13 protein-coding genes are annotated in these 16,902 nt (G+C 34.3%); 11 read left to right on the top strand and 2 right to left on the bottom strand.

Translation table 11 applies throughout. The features are described from left to right. Nucleotides 1–92 precede the first annotated feature (92 nt). From QWY92_RS04200 to QWY92_RS04160, 9 genes are all read left to right on the top strand, one after another. Complete coding sequence (locus QWY92_RS04200; protein ID WP_290268684.1) at nt 93–2,384, top strand: alginate lyase family protein; 2,292 nt, start codon at nt 93–95, stop codon at nt 2,382–2,384. A gap of 81 nt (nt 2,385–2,465) precedes the next feature. Continuing rightward, entirely contained in the window at nt 2,466–2,840 is a 375-nt protein-coding gene (locus QWY92_RS04195; protein ID WP_290268682.1) for a cupin domain-containing protein, read from the top strand. A gap of 458 nt (nt 2,841–3,298) precedes the next feature. Continuing rightward, entirely contained in the window at nt 3,299–6,412 is a 3,114-nt protein-coding gene (locus tag QWY92_RS04190) for a SusC/RagA family TonB-linked outer membrane protein (protein WP_290268680.1), read from the top strand. Nucleotides 6,413–6,443: 31 nt separating this feature from the next. Further along, nucleotides 6,444–7,904 carry a RagB/SusD family nutrient uptake outer membrane protein gene (locus QWY92_RS04185; protein ID WP_290268678.1) on the top strand — a complete coding sequence of 487 codons (1,461 nt, stop codon included), beginning with the start codon at nt 6,444–6,446 and terminating at the stop codon, nt 7,902–7,904. 27 nt (nt 7,905–7,931) lie between these two features. Then, on the top strand, nt 7,932–8,876 hold the full coding sequence (locus tag QWY92_RS04180; RefSeq protein ID WP_290268676.1) for a PKD domain-containing protein: 945 nt from the start codon (nt 7,932–7,934) through the stop codon (nt 8,874–8,876). A gap of 11 nt (nt 8,877–8,887) precedes the next feature. After that, nucleotides 8,888–9,811, top strand: coding sequence for a polysaccharide lyase family 7 protein (locus QWY92_RS04175; protein WP_290268674.1), 924 nt, complete (start codon nt 8,888–8,890; stop codon nt 9,809–9,811). 135 nt (nt 9,812–9,946) lie between these two features. Then, nucleotides 9,947–10,651, top strand: coding sequence for a FadR/GntR family transcriptional regulator (locus tag QWY92_RS04170; RefSeq protein WP_290268672.1), 705 nt, complete (start codon nt 9,947–9,949; stop codon nt 10,649–10,651). 84 nt (nt 10,652–10,735) lie between these two features. After that, nucleotides 10,736–12,034, top strand: coding sequence for an MFS transporter (locus QWY92_RS04165; RefSeq protein ID WP_290268670.1), 1,299 nt, complete (start codon nt 10,736–10,738; stop codon nt 12,032–12,034). A gap of 43 nt (nt 12,035–12,077) precedes the next feature. Continuing rightward, complete coding sequence (locus tag QWY92_RS04160; protein WP_290268668.1) at nt 12,078–12,842, top strand: SDR family NAD(P)-dependent oxidoreductase; 765 nt, start codon at nt 12,078–12,080, stop codon at nt 12,840–12,842. 62 nt (nt 12,843–12,904) lie between these two features. On the opposite strand, the gene QWY92_RS04155 is transcribed toward QWY92_RS04160, so the two are convergent. Next, nucleotides 12,905–13,948, bottom strand: a complete 1,044-nt coding sequence (locus tag QWY92_RS04155; RefSeq protein ID WP_290268666.1) for a LacI family DNA-binding transcriptional regulator — start codon at nt 13,946–13,948, stop codon at nt 12,905–12,907. Nucleotides 13,949–14,112: 164 nt separating this feature from the next. On the opposite strand from QWY92_RS04155, the gene QWY92_RS04150 reads away from it, so the two are divergent. Then, nucleotides 14,113–15,159: a sugar kinase gene (locus tag QWY92_RS04150; protein WP_290268664.1), complete on the top strand. Its 1,047-nt coding sequence runs from the start codon at nt 14,113–14,115 to the stop codon at nt 15,157–15,159. Between the two features lie 90 nt (nt 15,160–15,249). Next, nucleotides 15,250–15,918: a bifunctional 4-hydroxy-2-oxoglutarate aldolase/2-dehydro-3-deoxy-phosphogluconate aldolase gene (locus QWY92_RS04145; protein WP_290268662.1), complete on the top strand. Its 669-nt coding sequence runs from the start codon at nt 15,250–15,252 to the stop codon at nt 15,916–15,918. Nucleotides 15,919–16,039: 121 nt separating this feature from the next. On the opposite strand, the gene QWY92_RS04140 is transcribed toward QWY92_RS04145, so the two are convergent. Then, nucleotides 16,040–16,852: an HAD family hydrolase gene (locus QWY92_RS04140; protein ID WP_290268660.1), complete on the bottom strand. Its 813-nt coding sequence runs from the start codon at nt 16,850–16,852 to the stop codon at nt 16,040–16,042. Between the last annotated feature and the right edge of the window lie 50 nt (nt 16,853–16,902).

The raw sequence follows: 16,902 nt of genomic DNA, 5'->3' as shown, positions 1-16,902 counted from the left end.
AAAATTCAGAAGTAATAATTTCTTTTTAGAGTGACATAAATTGGTAGCAAGTTATAGAAATTAGATTTACGAATTATTTCAAATAAAGAACAATGAAGTTGACAAACAAAATAGTAATTCCTGTACTTTTTAGCGTATTATTTCTAGGCTTGATATCTTGCAAAGAACAAGAATCGAATCAAACCGAAGATGTTGCTTCTACAGAAGCCGATGGCGGTCACCCTAATTTAGTGCTTACCAAAAATGGCGTTAAAGAAATTCGTAAACATTTAGGGACGGTTCCTATTTTCGATAAGAGTTTAGCAGAAACAAAAGCGGAAGTCGATGCCGAAATTGAATTGGGTATCGAGGTGCCTATTCCTAAAGATTATTCTGGTGGTTACACACATTCGCGCCACAAGCTTAATTTTATAATGATGCAAAAAGCAGGTGTACTCTTTCAAATTTTAGATGATGAAAAGTATGCTGTTTATGTGCGAGACATGCTTATGGCTTATGCTAAATTATACCCAACTTTACCAGTGCACCCACAAACACGTTCGTATGCACGCGGTAAATTATTTTGGCAATGTTTGAATGATTCTAATTGGTTGGTTTATACTGCACAGGCTTACGATTGTGTTTACGATTGGTTAAGTGCCGAAGATCGTGAACTTTTTGAAAAAGATTTATTTGTTCCGTTTGCAAAATTTATTTCAGAAGGAAATCCGCAGTTTTTTAATCGCGTGCACAACCATAGTACTTGGGGAAATGTTGCGGTTGGAATGATTGCTTTAGTTATGGATAATGATGCGTTGTTAAAAGATGCTTTGGAAGGTTTGGAAACCGATAATTTAAAAGTAGGAATGAAGGATGATGATGGTGGTTTTATAAAAGTTGAAGGACAGAAATTAGGCTTTTATGGTAATTTGGATGAACCTTTTTCTCCAGATGGTTATTATACTGAAGGTCCCTATTACCAACGTTATGCCATGTATCCATTTTTAATTTTTGCTGAAGCACTTGAGAATGTAAAGCCGGAAATGAAGATTTTTGAATACAAAGATGGTGTGTTAATCAAAGCAGTAGATGCGCTTTTAAATTTAAGTGATGCTAATGGTGATTTCTTTCCGTTAAATGATGGTCAAAAAGGGATGAGTTACTACACGAGTGCAGTGGTTACAGCTGTTGATATTGCTTATTATTATGGCGGTAAAAACCCAGGATTATTGAGTATTGCAAAAAAACAAGATCGTGTGGTTTTGGATGATACTGGTTTAAGTATTGCTTTAGGTCTTAAGGACGGATTAGAGAAACCATTTGAAAAGAAATCGGTAGAACTTAGCGATGGTCCAAACGGAGACGAAGGTGCTGTCGGTATTTTAAGAAGCGATAATTTAGAAGTTGTTTTTAAATATGCAGCGCAAGGTTTAAGTCATGGACATTACGATAAATTATCGTATTCTTTATATGAAGATGGAGAGGAAGTAGCGCAAGATTATGGCCTAGCACGTTATGTAAATATTGAACAAAAAGGCGGTGGAAATTATTTAAAAGAAAATAAAACTTGGGCCAAACAATCTATTGCTCACAATACATTGGTTCAGAATGAAACGTCACATTTTCAAGGTAAATATGAAATAGGAAGTACGCATCATTCTGAAAAGTATGTTTTCGATGTTTCTAATCCAAAACTTCAAGTGGCTAGTGCTAAAGAAAACAATGCATATCCAGGAACAAAAATGCAACGTACTATGGTTTTTATAACTGATGACAGCTATAGCAAACCATACTTGTTAGATATTATGAAAGTGGTATCGGATAATAGCAATCAATATGATTTGCCTTTCTATTATTTAGGACAAATTATGCAAACCAGTTTCGATTATGAAAAATTAAATACGCCAACGGTTTTCGGGAAATCTAACGGTTACCAACATTTATACAAAGAAGCCGAAGGTGTTTCAGACGGCAGTAACGCGAAACTAAACTGGTTGCTTAATGGTAAGTTTTATTCCGTAACATCGGCAACTTCAAAAGGAGATGAGTTGATTTTAGCAAAAATTGGCGCTAATGACAAGGATTATAACTTAAGAAACGAACCTGGTTTTATCATCAGAAAAAAGAACGCTAAAAACACAGTTTTCGCATCGGTGGTAGAATCTCATGGTGCGTATAGTGCGGTTTCAGAATTTGCAGTTAATGCTTATAGTCACGTAAAACAAATGGATGTTGTTTTCGATTCTGATGCGTATACGGCTGTTGAAATTGAAACAGATAATGATAAGAAACAAATATTTGTGATTTCGAATTTAGATAATGATCCAGACTCGGAACACCAATTAACTATAAATGGAAAAGCATTAGCATGGACAGGTGCTTTTACTTTAAAAGCGTTAAATTAAATTCAAGAATAAACAACAAGAATGATACTTTACGATATTCTTGTTTTAGTAGGATTAAATAAATTATAAAAACAAAAAAAAATGAATCGATTTAGTGAAAAGTACGTCATCACAAAAAACATGGAATGGGAAGAGCTTGGAGGAGGAGTTTCAAGAAAGTTTTTAGGTTACGATAACCAAATAATGATGGTAAGAGTGAAATTTGAGACAGGAGCTTTAGGTTCTCCGCATCAACATTTCCATACGCAAGCTACTTTTTGTGCTTCAGGTAAATTTGAATTTGAAATTGATGGAGTAAAGCAAATTGTAGAAGCAGGAGATGGTGTGTATATTGAGCCTAATTTAATGCATAGTGCTGTTTGTCTGGAAGCAGGTGAACTAATTGATACATTTAGCCCGGTAAGAGAAGATTTTTTAAGTGGTGATGGTGTGTCTTATTTTGGAGATAAATCATAATTAAAAAAATATCTGAACCATTCTAAAAGTTAAAGTCTAGTAGCTTCTAGTGGCTGTTAGTAAGGGATTTATGAAAGGTGATTTCAGTATTATTTAGTTAAAATTTATCAAAAGGCTATAATTAACAAAATTTTGTATATATTTGGTAAACCAATCTGGTCAACCAAATTTTAGAGTTGTATAGCTTTAGATAATATATAAAAAAAAGGACGGGTGTGCGCCCATCCTTTTTTACTTGATTTACTTCTTTTAGGAGGGAAGTAAATTATAACATGCCATTACAGTAATAAAAACATGTGTTCTACAAAATTACAAAGATTACAGTAGTTCGTGTTGTTTTTAGGGTTGCTTTAAGAGTTAAATGTCTCTTAAAGTAATCAAGTTTTTTTGAACATTAAAGTGTTCAGTTAATGTTGGAGTAAAATTCCAAGCCAAATAAAAATTAAACTAAACCAATTATGAATTTGACAAACAAACTTACACTTATTGTAATATTACTGTTTAGTATTACAGTTTTTGCGCAAGACAAAAGGGTTCTTAAAGGTACCGTAGTGTCTGCCACAGATAACATTCCTATTCCTGGAGTAAATGTTATTGTAAAAAATACATCAAAAGGAGCTTCTACCGATTTTGATGGTGCTTTCGAAATACAAGTTGCAGCAGGAGACGTTCTTCAAGTTTCTTATATAGGCTTTGTATCTCAAACTATTATTGTAGCAAATCAAACGTCACTAAATATAGCACTAGAAGAAGATTTAGCTAAGTTAGATGAAGTTGTTGTTATTGGGTATGGAACTCAAAAAAAATCACACGTAACTGGTGCCGTTTCAAAAGTAGTAAACGACGATCTTGATCAAATTGCTGTATCAAGGGTTGATGATGCTTTAATAGGGCAAGTATCGGGTGTAAATATTCAAGCTACAGATGGTGAAGCTGGTGCAGCTCCAACAATCACGATTAGAGGTGTTGGTTCTATGGCTGGTGATTCTACGCCTTTGATAGTTGTTGATGGTATTATAGTAAGCTCAAGTTTTTTAGGTTCGTTAAATATGAATGATGTAGAATCTTTTGAAATATTAAAAGATGCAGCGTCTTCTTCTATTTATGGTTCTAAAGGATCTAATGGTATTATTATGATTACTATGAAATCTGGTGTTGCCGGAAAAACAAGAGTTAATTATAGTACGTTTACAGGTATGAAAACGGCTAGGCAAAGTGATGCTTATGGCTTTACAACTCAAGGTTGGGCAGACATGCAAATGCAAGAAAACGGTGTGATATCGCAGTATACACAAGCACAGTTACAAATAGGAACGGATCGTTCTTGGCAAGATGTATTTTTTGAATCAGGTGTTATAAAAAACCACTCTTTATCATTAAGAGGAGGAAATGAAAAAACTAAGTTTACTATAAGTATGAATTACTCTGAGGATGAGGGAGTAATGCTAGTGGATAATTATAAGAAAATTGGAACTAGAATAAAAGTTGATAGTAAATTAAATGATAAGTTTAGTGTTGGTGCTACTATAAGTCCATCTTACACAAACAGAAGAAGGTTTTCAGAAAACATTCATAACGTAGCAAGACATCAGCCTTGGTTACCTATTTATCATACGGAACAATCATTACAATATGTTGATCCAAATGGAGCTTATCCAGATTTAGCAATTGGTGATTATGCTAGACAAGATCATTTTACCATATTTGATTTAGATGGAGATGGTGAAATTAATGATATTCTTACCAATATCGGGAATAGTAATAATGCTAACCCTTACGCTAGAATTACTGAGCGTGACAGAACCGATAAAAAGTTTCAAATGTATGGTAACTTATATGGTCAATATAAAATAACCGATGATTTAAGCTTCAAGTCGTCTCTATCTGCTTCATATAACGATACTAAGCGTATTGATTATATGGGTACACAAGCTAGGGAAAACATTACTGATGCTTACATGGAAGAGATTTCTCAAAAAGAAAATTACATTATTTTTGATAACTTTTTCAATTATGATAAATCATTTGGTAAACATGATTTAGGGCTTGTTGCTGGTGTATCCATTGAAAGTAGAAACTTTTTCTATTCAGGATTTAAGGGTACAGGTTACACTAATGATATAGTGCAACAAATTACTAATGCCACATCTATTGCTGAATATGACGGTTTTGAATGGCAAAAACGTGGTATTTCTTATGTGTCAAGATTAACTTATGCTTATGATAATAAATACTTAGCATCACTTAGTATGAGACGTGATGGTAGTTCTATTTTCGGATCAGATTTTCAATATGGTAATTTCCCTGCTGCATCTGTAGGATGGAACATTGCTAAAGAAGACTTCTTACAAGATAGTAATGTTGTAAGTAATCTAAAATTTAGATTAAGTTATGGTGTTACAGGTAACGATAGATTAAATACAGGAGCGGTAGATCAAGACGCAAACGGAAGTTCTACAACCTTGAATACAGATAATATTCTAGTCGATTATTATCCGCATTTAGCTCTATTAGGAGCGTCAGGGAATAGTTATTCTGTAGATGGTACCATTACTGCTGGTATTTCTCCTGTAAACATCGCAAATCCACAATTAAAGTGGGAGCGTTTAGTTGAAATTAACCCAGGTATCGATTTTGGCTTTGCAAATAATAGAATAACAGGTTCTGTAGATTGGTACCAAAGAACAAGTGATCAATTACTATTAGATAACCCAATATCTGTAACTACAGGTTTTAAGGGGGCATTAGTTAACTTAGGTGAAGTTAAAAATGAAGGTTGGGAATTAGAGTTGAGAACAAAGAATATTACTGGAGAAAAGTTTCGTTGGAGTTCAACACTTATAGCTACTACAAATAAAAACGAATTAGTAGATTTTGCAGATTCAGATGGTCAGATTACAAGTTTAGACCCAAGTAGACCGGCAGAGTGGATAAATTTAGAAGGTCAACCAATATCTCAATATTATGGTTATGTTGTAGATAAGGAAATTCCTATAGAATATAGAGATAGACCATATAGACACGTAGGTGCAGAATCTGGTTTAGTATATGTTAAAGATTTAAATGGTGATGGGGTTTTAGATGAAGAAGATAAAACGGTATTAGGTAATCCTTATCCAGAGTTAATTTGGAGTTTAACTAACGAGTTTAATATTGGAGATTTCGATTTCTCTTTCATGTTCCAAGGTTCTCATGGTGCAGAAGTAAGAAATATAGCAGATCATTACTTGTTTAGTAATAACAATAACAGAACAATAGCAGCAGATACTCCAGATCAAGAGTTTTTAGTTGATAAGTATTTTACTAACAGTATTGTTCAAGATGCCTCTTACATTGCATTAAGAAACGTGAATATTGGATATAACTTCCCTAGCGCTGCTCTAGAAAGATTTAAAATTTCAGGGTTAAGAGTGTATGCAACAGGTCAAAATTTAATTTATAAAACCGCAGATAATTATACAGGGTGGAATCCAGAGGCTGTAGACAAAACAAGCCCTACCCAATATGGTTATCAAAGAGGTGGATCTCCAATTTATAGAACTATTTCTCTCGGTTTAAATTTAGATTTTTAATAATTTTTTTAACGATTTAATAAATAATATTATGAAATATTTTAAATATATCGCTTTAATGTTGATGGTGGGTTCCACGGTTTCTTGTAGTGACTTTTTGGAAGCGGAACTAAGCTCTGCGATAACAACAGATAATTATTATACCTCAGTCGATGAGTTGGAAACAGGTTTAATAGGTGTTTACGCCGCAATTAAAGGGGTAAATACTAGCAGTAAAGATTTGAACCACGGTGTGCAGTGGGAATTTTACTTAACAGAAATGCGTTCCGATAATACAAGTACTAAGAGTCCAGATTCAGAAGATGCTTCAGATGCGGGACAAATGGAAAGTTTTGCTGTACTTCCAACAAATAACTTTGTATTAAACTACTATACAAGTTCATTTGAAACTATTTATAGAGCTAATGTTATCATAGAAAAATTAGGAATTATTGAAGATGCTGAAGCAGCTGCAGCCATAGAAGGTGAAGCTAAGTTTTTAAGAGCATATTCTTATTTTAATTTAGTGAGATTATTTGGCGATTTACCGTTAATTGATCGCGTTGTCGCTCCGTTGGAAGTTGAAAAAGAGTTTACTCGAGTTGATACTGACATCATATATGATTTAATTGTTTCCGATTTAGAAACAGCTGCGAGTAGTATAGCAGATCATGGATATAAAACAAGAGCTTCAAAAGATGCCGCGAAAGCATTATTAGCAAAAGTACATTTAACTATAGGTACCTCAGAATCTTATACTAAAGCACAGTTACTTTGTGAAGAAATTATAAATGGAGGAAAATATAAGCTAGAAGATTTTCATGATGTATTTTATTCTGAATTGAACGATGAGGTTATTTTTGCCATAGGGTATAATAGTGGTGTACAAGATAACAGTCAGATATTCTCAGCAGAATGGATGAATGCTCAAGGACATACAAGTGGAGTTAATTACGCTACCACAGATGTTGTTGCTGCAATTGATGCTCGAGGAGGTAATAGAACGGAAAACTCTTACAGAGAAGATCCACTTACTCTTTTTGGAGGAACAGTTAGATATCAAGTTGCCAAATATTTTCCTGATGGTGATTCAGGAGGAACCAATGGACAAGATTTTACAGGTTTGCCACAGCTAGCAGGCAACGATTGGATCGTTTTACGTTATGCGGATGTGTTGTTAATGCATGCAGAAGCTATTTTAGCAGGTGGTACAGAAACAACCAATGGTAATGCTATAGGTTCTTATATGGAAGTTAGGGAAAGAGCTGGATTTACCGATACGCCTTCAACATTAACTAAATTAGAATTATTGGCTGAAAGACGCGTAGAATTGGCTTTTGAAAATCAAAGATTATTCGATTTAATTCGTTTTAATGAAGCACAATCTACACTTTCTGCGTTTGCAACTGCCAACGGGTTTAACTTTACTTCTACGGATTTGTTATTACCAATTCCTCAAAATGAAATAAATTTAAGTCAAGGCCTTATGAATCAAAATCCAGGTTATAATTAGGATAAATTAATTTTTAAATAAAAAGATATGAAAACAATTGTTAATTTAAAAAAACACGTATTTGGTACGTCGGTAAGTGCTTTGCTACTTATGGTGTGTATTTCATTTACATCTTGCGATCCTTCTATTAATGCTTTAGAATTTGATTTACCAGAAGCTAACTCCAAAGAGGATAAAACACCTCCAACGGCAAGTTTTTTGGCAATAGTAACATCAGAATTTGAAACCTATGATTTCTCTAACACATCATCGAATGCAACAGGTTATGTGTGGGATTATGGTGATGGTAATTCATCAACTGGTATTGATGGTGAAAATACTTACCCTGGAGAAGGAACATATACAGTAACATTAACAGCTACAGATAAACTTGGTAAATCAAGTACATTTACTTTAGATGTTGAGGTTGTTGAACCAGAAGTTCCACCAGCTATTAATCCAGAAATTGTAAATGGCGATTTTGAAAGCGGAACAAGTGGATGGAAACCGGCAGGTTGCTCTGGTTGTTCAACAAATGCATTTAACGCAAGTTCTGATGGGTCACCGCTTAATTATGAAGGTGGAGATTCTGGGGCAAGTAAAACACCAGGAGCTAAATATACAGGTTCTACATCTGCTGGACCTTCTTTAGGTAGTGGTACACGATATGGTTACCAAGCCATAACGGTAACACCTAATACTAATTATATTTTAGAATATGAATATGCTATTAAAACAGATAAAGATGATATTGAAGGTGGAGATAGAGCTATTATTTCAATAGTAGACGGTTGGTATGACGATGCCGCAACAGCAGCTTCTAGTACGCCTTTACTTACTTTAGTTGGTGATGAGGCTAACGGTAAAGGTAATTTTGAAGTCGTTAAACAAGTTTTTGCTTCAAATGCATCAGGTGAAATTGCAATATTAATGTATGCTATAACTAATGATGAGTTATACATTGATAACGTTAAAGTTTATCCAGCAGAATAATTAAAAATAAAATGAAAAATATCCGAAAAGAATTATTAGTACTTATTTTATCAATATTTCTATCTGTTAACGCGACTTCTCAAAACAAGAAAAGTGGCGTTACAGACTCGGATATTAAAACAGAAAAAAAAGCTAAGAAGAAGAAAAAAAAGAATAAAAAAGTTAAGCTTCCAAATATCGATTTAAGTCATTGGAGTGTTACCACGCCAGAACTTAATAAAAAAGGAGGCGCCATGAATATTGAACCACCAGAAATATTAAATTATGCCACAGACGAAAGGTTGATACCGTATATGTACAACGATTCTACTAGTGGAAGTTTGGTGTTTTATTCGTTCCCAAGTGTAGCTACAACAGCAAATACAAAGTACACCAGAACGGAATTAAGAGAACAAATGGTGCCCGGAGATAATAACACCAACTGGACTTTTGCACAAGGTGCCAACATGAAAGGGAAACTTGCCATGGATGAGGTTTCTAAAGATGCGGAAGGTAAATATCATAGAGTTATTATCATGCAAATTCACGGTAGATTAACTAATGAGCAACGGGATCTAATTGGTCAAAAAGATAATAATGCGCCACCGATATTGAAAATTTATTGGGATAAAGGTAAAATTAGAGTAAAAACGAAAGTACTTAAAGATTTAAGTGCGACTGGTGAAGCATTATTACATGAGGATGCTTGGGGAGATGACGATGGGTTTAATTTTGAACAAGAAGTAGGCTTTAGAAAGTTCACTTTAGAAGTTAAAATTTCAGAAGGAAAAATGGTTGTTATTTTAAATAATTCAGAATATAAAGTATATGAAGATGTGCACATGAGAAAGTGGGGCGTTTTCGAAAATTACTTTAAAGCAGGAAATTATTTTCAATCAAGAGATGAAGGTGCTTATGCTAAAGTAAAATATTATGATTTAGAGGTTAGCCATTAAAGATGAGGGTTTAGCAGAAATGAAAAAAACGAGATAGAAGCAATGGTATGTTTATCGGTTTTGTTTAAATTGGACGGCATTAATTGATTAGCCTAAAATAGATAGCGCTATTAATAATTATTAAATTAAGAACACATGAAATTAGAGATACTTACTATTAGCGAGAATCAGAAAACTCAAAACGATATTATAGGTAAGATAAAAGGTTTAATAAATTATAAAAATTTAGAACCGGGAGATAAGTTACCCTCCGAGCGCTCGTTGTCTGAAAAGTTTGAAGTAAGTCGTTCTAATGTTCGTGATGCCATACAAAAAATGGAATTTTACGGTCTTTTAAAATCTATTCCTCAAAGTGGAACATTTGTCGCAAACATAGGTGTTGTTGCTATGAACGGAATGATTGATGATATTCTAGGATTAGAAGCTCCAGATTTTAAGTCTTTGGTAGAAACTAGAATATTGTTAGAATTAAAAACAGTACGATTGGCAGCTTTACGCAGAACAGATGAAGATTTAGAAAATATAAAAATAAGCTTAGATGCTTATAAAGAAAAAGCCTTAGCGGGTGAAGACGCTGTTCAGGAAGATTTGCTTTTTCACTTGGCTATTGCGAAAGCCTGTGGAAACAGTACAATGAATACGTTTATGTTAACCATTACACCACAAATAATTATTGATTTTGGTAAGTATCATGTGTGCGACATCGATCAAGCTGTTGTTGGTATTCAAGAACATGAAGATATTTTTGAAGCTATAAAAAAACAAGATCCAGCATTGGCTAAACAAAAAATGAAAGATCATTTTAAAATACTATATCAATATTGTTATAAAATTAAATAAACGAACCTCTATTTTGAAATATAACCTTAGAGGTTATAGGTTTCAAATTTATACTAAACTAAATTAATTAAAACAAATAAACTTATGAAATTAAAAGGTCTAAGATGGTGGGTAATAGGCTTAATTGCTTTAGCTACTGTTATAAATTACATCGATAGGCAAGCACTGCCTGTGCTTTGGCCGGATATAGCAAAAGATTTGTATCCTGATAAAACACCAGATGAAAGAAAAGGTATTTACGCGATAATTTCAACTATTTTCATATTTTCTTATGCCTTTGGTCAAGCTATTTTTGGTAAAATCTTCGATAAGTTAGGAACTCGAATTGGGTTTACATTATCTATTGGGTTTTGGTCAATAGCAACGGCTTTACACGCTTTCGCAAGAGGTATTTTTACTTTAAGTTTATTCCGTTCGTTATTGGGGATATCAGAAGCTGGTAACTGGCCTGGTGCTGCAAAAGCTAATGCCGAATGGTTTCCTACTAAAGAGCGCGCATTTGCTCAAGGTTTGTTTAATTCTGGTGCCGCAATTGGGGGAATCATTGCATTTCCAACCATTGGATTATTATCGGTGTATTTTAGTTGGAATTGGATTTTCATCTTAGTAGGTGTAACGGGGCTGTTATGGCTTGTTCCTTGGTGGATTTTAGTAAAATCGCCACCTAAAAATCACCCTTGGATAACTGATGAAGAGCGTGAGTATATTTTAACAGGACAGAAAAATCAAGATGAAGATGACGATGGCGAGTTTGATGATGGGTATAACCCAGATACAAAAACGATGCTATCGCATAAAGAAAGCTGGGGTGTTATTTTGGCATCAGCAGCGTTAGATCCTATTTGGTGGTTATTCATTTTTTGGATTCCACTTTATCTAAACGAAGTTTATGGAATGGATGTAAAATCAATTGGTTTCTATGCTTGGGTGCCTTATGTAGGTGCTATGTTAGGTGCTTGGTTTGGAGGGTTATTAGCTCAAAACCGTATTAAAGTAGGTTGGACTGTAAACAAAACAAGAAAGTTTGTTATTACACTAGGTTGTGTAATTATGTTACCTGCATTATTGGCAATGGCAAATCCAGGAGGACCAGTAACAGCAGTATTATTAATGGCGGTTATTTTATTTGGTTTCCAAACAGCAATTGGAAATGTGCAAACATTACCAAGTGATTTATTTGGCGGAAAAACAGTTGGAACACTTTCAGGGTTTGCAGGAATGGCAGCTAAGTTAGGCGCATTTGGTTTAACAGCATTGGTGCCTTGGTTAACTTCAGGAGGTAATTATACTCCAGCATTTATTATTGGAGCAGGATTAGCAATTATTACAATGGCCAGTGTTTGGGTATTATGCCCTAAAATTGAACCATTAAAAGAAAAATAAAATTAATATCAAACAAGTATAATAAAGTTTAAATTTAGAGAATATGAGTAATTCAAATGTAAAAGTTGCAGTAATAACAGGAGCTACCGGAGGGATTGGTTTCGAAGTAGCAAAAAGATTAGGTAAAGACGGTTACACAGTAGTGTTAAATGGTATAGATGATGAAGCAGGTGCTGGAAGAGTAAAAGAACTTACTGACGCTGGAATCTCTGCTGAATATTATGGATTTGATGTTACTAAAGAAGAAGAAGTAACAGCAAACATCAATAAAATTGGTGAAAAATACGGAAAAATCAATGTACTTGTGAACAACGCAGGTGGGTTAGGTGGACGTTCTAGATTTGAAGAAATGACTACTGAGTTTTACAGATCTGTAATGGCTTTAAACTTGGATTCTACGTTTTTCGCTTCTAGAGCAGCAATACCTTTCCTTAAAAAAGGAGAGAATGCATCTATCATTAACTACACATCTATCGCTGGTTGGAATGCTGGAGGACCTGGTGCTGGAGTTTACGGAACATCTAAAGCTGGAGTTCACGCGATTACTAGAGCGTTAGCAAAAGATTTAGCTGAGTACGGAATTAGAGTAAATGCAGTATCTCCGGGTACTATTGATACCGCTTTCCACGCGCAAATTAAATCTACTAAGCCAGAAGTATTTGCTTCTTGGAAAAATAACATCTTATTAGGTGAACTAGGAAAACCAGAACAAGTAGCTGGTGTAGTATCATTCTTAGCTAGCGAAGATGCTTCTTTCCTTACAGCTGAAACGATTCAAGTTACAGGTGGTCAAGGTTTAGGAATCTAAGCTAAAAAAGTAATGTGAAAAATGGGTAGTTTTTTAAGCTACTTGATTTATAGAAATAAGCGTTACGGTGTAAAAACTGTAACGCTTATTTTTTTTTTAGAGGAGTCGCGAATCACTAATTCGGCGTCTAAAATTATTTTGTTTAACGTTTGTGTGATCGTGCTTTTTTTGGCGTGCTCTAAGAACGTTTTTGCAGCTTGTTTTCCTATTTGTACACTATGTTGCTCAATGCTGGTCATTGTTGGTGTTACCATAGCGGTAAAGGGTTCGTTTCCAAAACCAACCAGAGCAATATCTTCTGGCATGCGTATTTGTTGTTCGTTTAAAACCTGTAATGCACCTAAAGCGGCGTAATCTCCAGCTACGTAAACCGCATCTGGTCTATGTTTAAGGGCTAAAAGTTGTGTCATTTTTTCGCGACCATCTTCTATCGATAAACTGCTTTCAATTAAAAGTTCGGTATCTAACGGTAAATCATGTTTCTTTAAGGCATCAATATAACCGCGAATTCTATTATTGAAAATTCGTGTACGTTTAAACCCTCCAATATGCGCAATGCGTTTACAGCCTTGTTCTATTAAATGTTCAACAATCATGTGGCTGCTATGGTAATCGTTAATGCCAATATAATCTACATTCAAATCATTCTCACCACGATCAAATAAAATTAAGGGAATTCCACTCGATTTTACTTTTTCATAATAACTTAAATCTACTGTTTCATTAGCCATCGAAGCAATAATACCATCTACTTGTGTAAATAATAAGGTGTCAATATTGGCACATTCCTTTTTGTATGATTCGTTCGACTGGGTAATTATAATGTTATAACCTTCCTTATTTAAAACTTCTTCCATATTCTGGATTACTGAAGAAAAGAAGTTGCTATTGGTTCTCGGAACAATAACACCTACCAAGTTGCTTTTTCCTTTTCTTAAAGCACTTGCTAAATGGTTGGGTTGGTAGTTAAGGTTTTTTGCAACTTGTTTCACAGCTTTCTTCGTTTTCGCACTAATTCGCGAGTCGTCATGAAGGGCTTTTGAAACTGCAGCAGGTGAAATATTTAAAACGTTAGCAATATCTTTTATAGTAGTTTTTTTTTTCACATTAAAATTTTTTATATATTTGCTTAAACGTTTAAGCAAATATACTGAGTTAGTTTTTAGAATCAAAGCACTGCAATTAAAATATAGGGTTTTGATTTTATTTTAAAGACATTGGTTAAACGTTTAAGCAGAATTCAATTAAACTTAAATAAGTAGTAAAAAAAATGGGTAAAGTAGTAACATTCGGAGAAATCATGTTAAGATTAGCTCCTCAAGGATTTTTAAGATTTTCACAAGCAAATAATTTCGACGCTGTTTATGGTGGAGGAGAATCTAACGTAGCAGTTTCTTTAGCAAACTACGGTATAGATGTTGATTTTGTAACACGTTTACCAAAGAATGATATTGGCGAATGTGCCATGATGGAAATGCGTAAAAGAGGCGTTGGTGTTGATAAAATTGTTTATGGTGGCGATCGTTTAGGAATCTATTTCTTAGAAACAGGTGCTGTATCAAGAGGATCTAAAGTGGTTTACGACCGTGCACACTCTGCAATTGCTGAAATTGAATCAGGAATGATTAACTGGGATGATGTTTTTGAAGGATGTGAATGGTTCCATTGGACAGGAATTACACCTGCAATTTCTCAAGGTTCTGCAGATGTATGTTTAGAAGCTGTAAAAGCTGCTAGTGCAAAAGGAATTACTATTTCTACAGATTTAAACTACCGTGCTAAATTATGGAACTACTGTGATGATGCTCATAGAGAGGCTGTAATGACTGAATTAACATCTTACTGTGATATCGTTTTAGGAAACGAAGAAGATGCAGAAATGCATTTTGGTATTAAGCCAGATGGAGCAGCTGTTCAAACAGCAGGACATGATGTTAAGGCAGAAGCTTTCTTATCTGTTTGTAAGCAAATGACAGAAAAATTCCCAAGAGCTAAAAAAGTAATTACTACTTTAAGAGGTTCTATCTCTGCATCTCATAACACATGGGCAGGCGTTTTATACGATGGAAAACAAATGTTACAAACGCGTCAATACCAAATTACTGATATCGTAGATAGAGTAGGTGGTGGAGATTCATTCATGGGAGGTTTAATCTACGGATTATTAAAATACCCAGAAGATGATCAAAATGCATTAGACTTTGCTGTTGCTGCATCTTGTTTAAAACACACTATTAAAGGTGATGCGAACTTAGTAACTGTTGCCGAAGTTGAAAAACTTATGGGTGGAGATGCTTCAGGACGTGTTGCAAGATAATATATGAGTTTATTTGTTAAGCTGTTGAGTCGTTATTTGCGAATCAACAGCTTAACAGCTTATTTAACTTAACGAATAAAAAATAAAAAAATGGCACAATTTTCAAGATTAGAAGTGGCACAAGCTATGAAGGATACAGGAATGATTCCTTTATTTTTCAATAACGATATTGAACTAAGTAAAAAAGTACTAAAAGCGTGTTACGATGGTGGTGCAAGGTTAATGGAATTTACAGCTCGTGGCGATTTCGCTCACGAAGTTTTTGGAGCATTAACTAAGTATGCTATTGCCGAATTACCAGGTATGATTATGGGTGTAGGCTCTGTTACCGATGGTGCTGCAGCATCTCTTTATATGGCTTTAGGAGCAAACTTTATAGTAACTCCTGTTTTAAGAGAAGATATTGCAATTGCATGTAACCGTAAAAAAGTTTTATGGTCTCCTGGATGTGGAAGTTTAACTGAAATTGCAAGAGCTGAAGAGTTAGGTTGCGAAATCGTGAAACTTTTCCCTGGTGATTTATACGGACCAAAATTTGTAAAAGGTATTAAAGGCCCACAACCTTGGACAAGCATTATGCCAACTGGTGGTGTTTCGCCAACTAAAGAAAATTTATCGGGATGGTTCGATGCAGGTGTAACTTGCGTTGGAATGGGGTCTCAATTAATTTCTAAAGATATTATAGCGAATAAAGATTACGCTAAATTAGAGCAAGACGTAAAGGCTGCATTAGCTATTATTGAAGCTGTTAGAAAATAAGCAGAATACCGCTTTAAAAATTAAAAAGCCTTTCTTTTTCTTAGCTGAAAAATGAAAGGCTTTTTTTATTTCTTATAATGAAACACCTCAATTTAGTTAAGATGTTTCAGTTTAGTAATATCTAATCTATTTTAACGCTCTGTATTAAGTTTTCTAAAATAGTTTCTACACCTTGTTCCATATTGCTTTTAGTTTCAAAATTAGCCACTCTTTTTACGTTTGGGTGGGCGTTTTTCATGGCGTAACTAAAATGCGCTAGCTCTAACATTTGTAAATCGTTGTTATAATCTCCAAAAACCATAGTTTCATTTTTACTAATTCCCATGTCCTTTTGAAGCTTTTTGAGAGCATAGCCTTTGTTGGCGTCTTCATGCGAAATATCGAGCCAGTTCTGTCCAGAAACCGTGACTTGAAATTCTTTTTCAATGTCTGAAATATGTGGTAAAATACATGCTTCGGAAGATTCAAAATGGTAAACCGCAATTTTCAGGAAGTCGTCGTCGGTTACTTGTGTTAAGTCGTTAACCGATGTGTAGGCTGTGTAATATTCGCTAAATTTTGAAATAAAATCAGCATTTGTAGTTTCAATGTAAGCCGATTTTCTTCCGCATAAAACAATATAACAATCTGTAATTTCCCGAAGTGTTTTAATAGATTTCAGCACATCTTCCGAAGAAAGTTTTAATAGAATATTGGTTTCGTTATTATGTTGCATAACGCCGCCATTTTCAGCAATAATAGAAATGTCGTTTTTTATGCTGTCAAGCTTTTGTAAAATACTTTGGTACTGTCTTCCGCTTGCGGCAACAAAATGAATGTTTCGTTTCTTTAATTCTTCAAATTGATTAAAAAAACGATCGCTTACTTCGCTATTGTTGTTCAGTAAAGTGCCATCCATATCGGTGACAACAAGTTTAACTTCAGATAAATTCATATAATTTTTTTCAAAAAACAAAAATACAAACTAGAACTGAGAGCGATGTT

Source organism: Algibacter miyuki, from assembly GCF_030409805.1.
Taxonomy (GTDB): domain Bacteria; phylum Bacteroidota; class Bacteroidia; order Flavobacteriales; family Flavobacteriaceae; genus Algibacter; species Algibacter miyuki.
This window is presented reverse-complemented; position numbering and strand designations above follow the sequence as displayed.

Bases quoted from the DNA above. Each gene is read 5' to 3' on its own strand.
- QWY92_RS04160 (WP_290268668.1), top strand. From the start codon at position 12,078: ATGAGTAATTCAAATGTAAAAGTTGCAGTAATAACAGGAGCTACCGGA.
- QWY92_RS04180 (WP_290268676.1), top strand. From the start codon at position 7,932: ATGAAAACAATTGTTAATTTAAAAAAACACGTATTTGGTACGTCGGTA.
- QWY92_RS04190 (WP_290268680.1), top strand. From the start codon at position 3,299: ATGAATTTGACAAACAAACTTACACTTATTGTAATATTACTGTTTAGT.
- QWY92_RS04145 (WP_290268662.1), top strand. From the start codon at position 15,250: ATGGCACAATTTTCAAGATTAGAAGTGGCACAAGCTATGAAGGATACA.
- QWY92_RS04185 (WP_290268678.1), top strand. From the start codon at position 6,444: ATGAAATATTTTAAATATATCGCTTTAATGTTGATGGTGGGTTCCACG.
- QWY92_RS04140 (WP_290268660.1), bottom strand. From the start codon at position 16,852: ATGAATTTATCTGAAGTTAAACTTGTTGTCACCGATATGGATGGCACT.
- QWY92_RS04150 (WP_290268664.1), top strand. From the start codon at position 14,113: ATGGGTAAAGTAGTAACATTCGGAGAAATCATGTTAAGATTAGCTCCT.
- QWY92_RS04170 (WP_290268672.1), top strand. From the start codon at position 9,947: ATGAAATTAGAGATACTTACTATTAGCGAGAATCAGAAAACTCAAAAC.
- QWY92_RS04175 (WP_290268674.1), top strand. From the start codon at position 8,888: ATGAAAAATATCCGAAAAGAATTATTAGTACTTATTTTATCAATATTT.
- QWY92_RS04165 (WP_290268670.1), top strand. From the start codon at position 10,736: ATGAAATTAAAAGGTCTAAGATGGTGGGTAATAGGCTTAATTGCTTTA.
- QWY92_RS04200 (WP_290268684.1), top strand. From the start codon at position 93: ATGAAGTTGACAAACAAAATAGTAATTCCTGTACTTTTTAGCGTATTA.
- QWY92_RS04195 (WP_290268682.1), top strand. From the start codon at position 2,466: ATGAATCGATTTAGTGAAAAGTACGTCATCACAAAAAACATGGAATGG.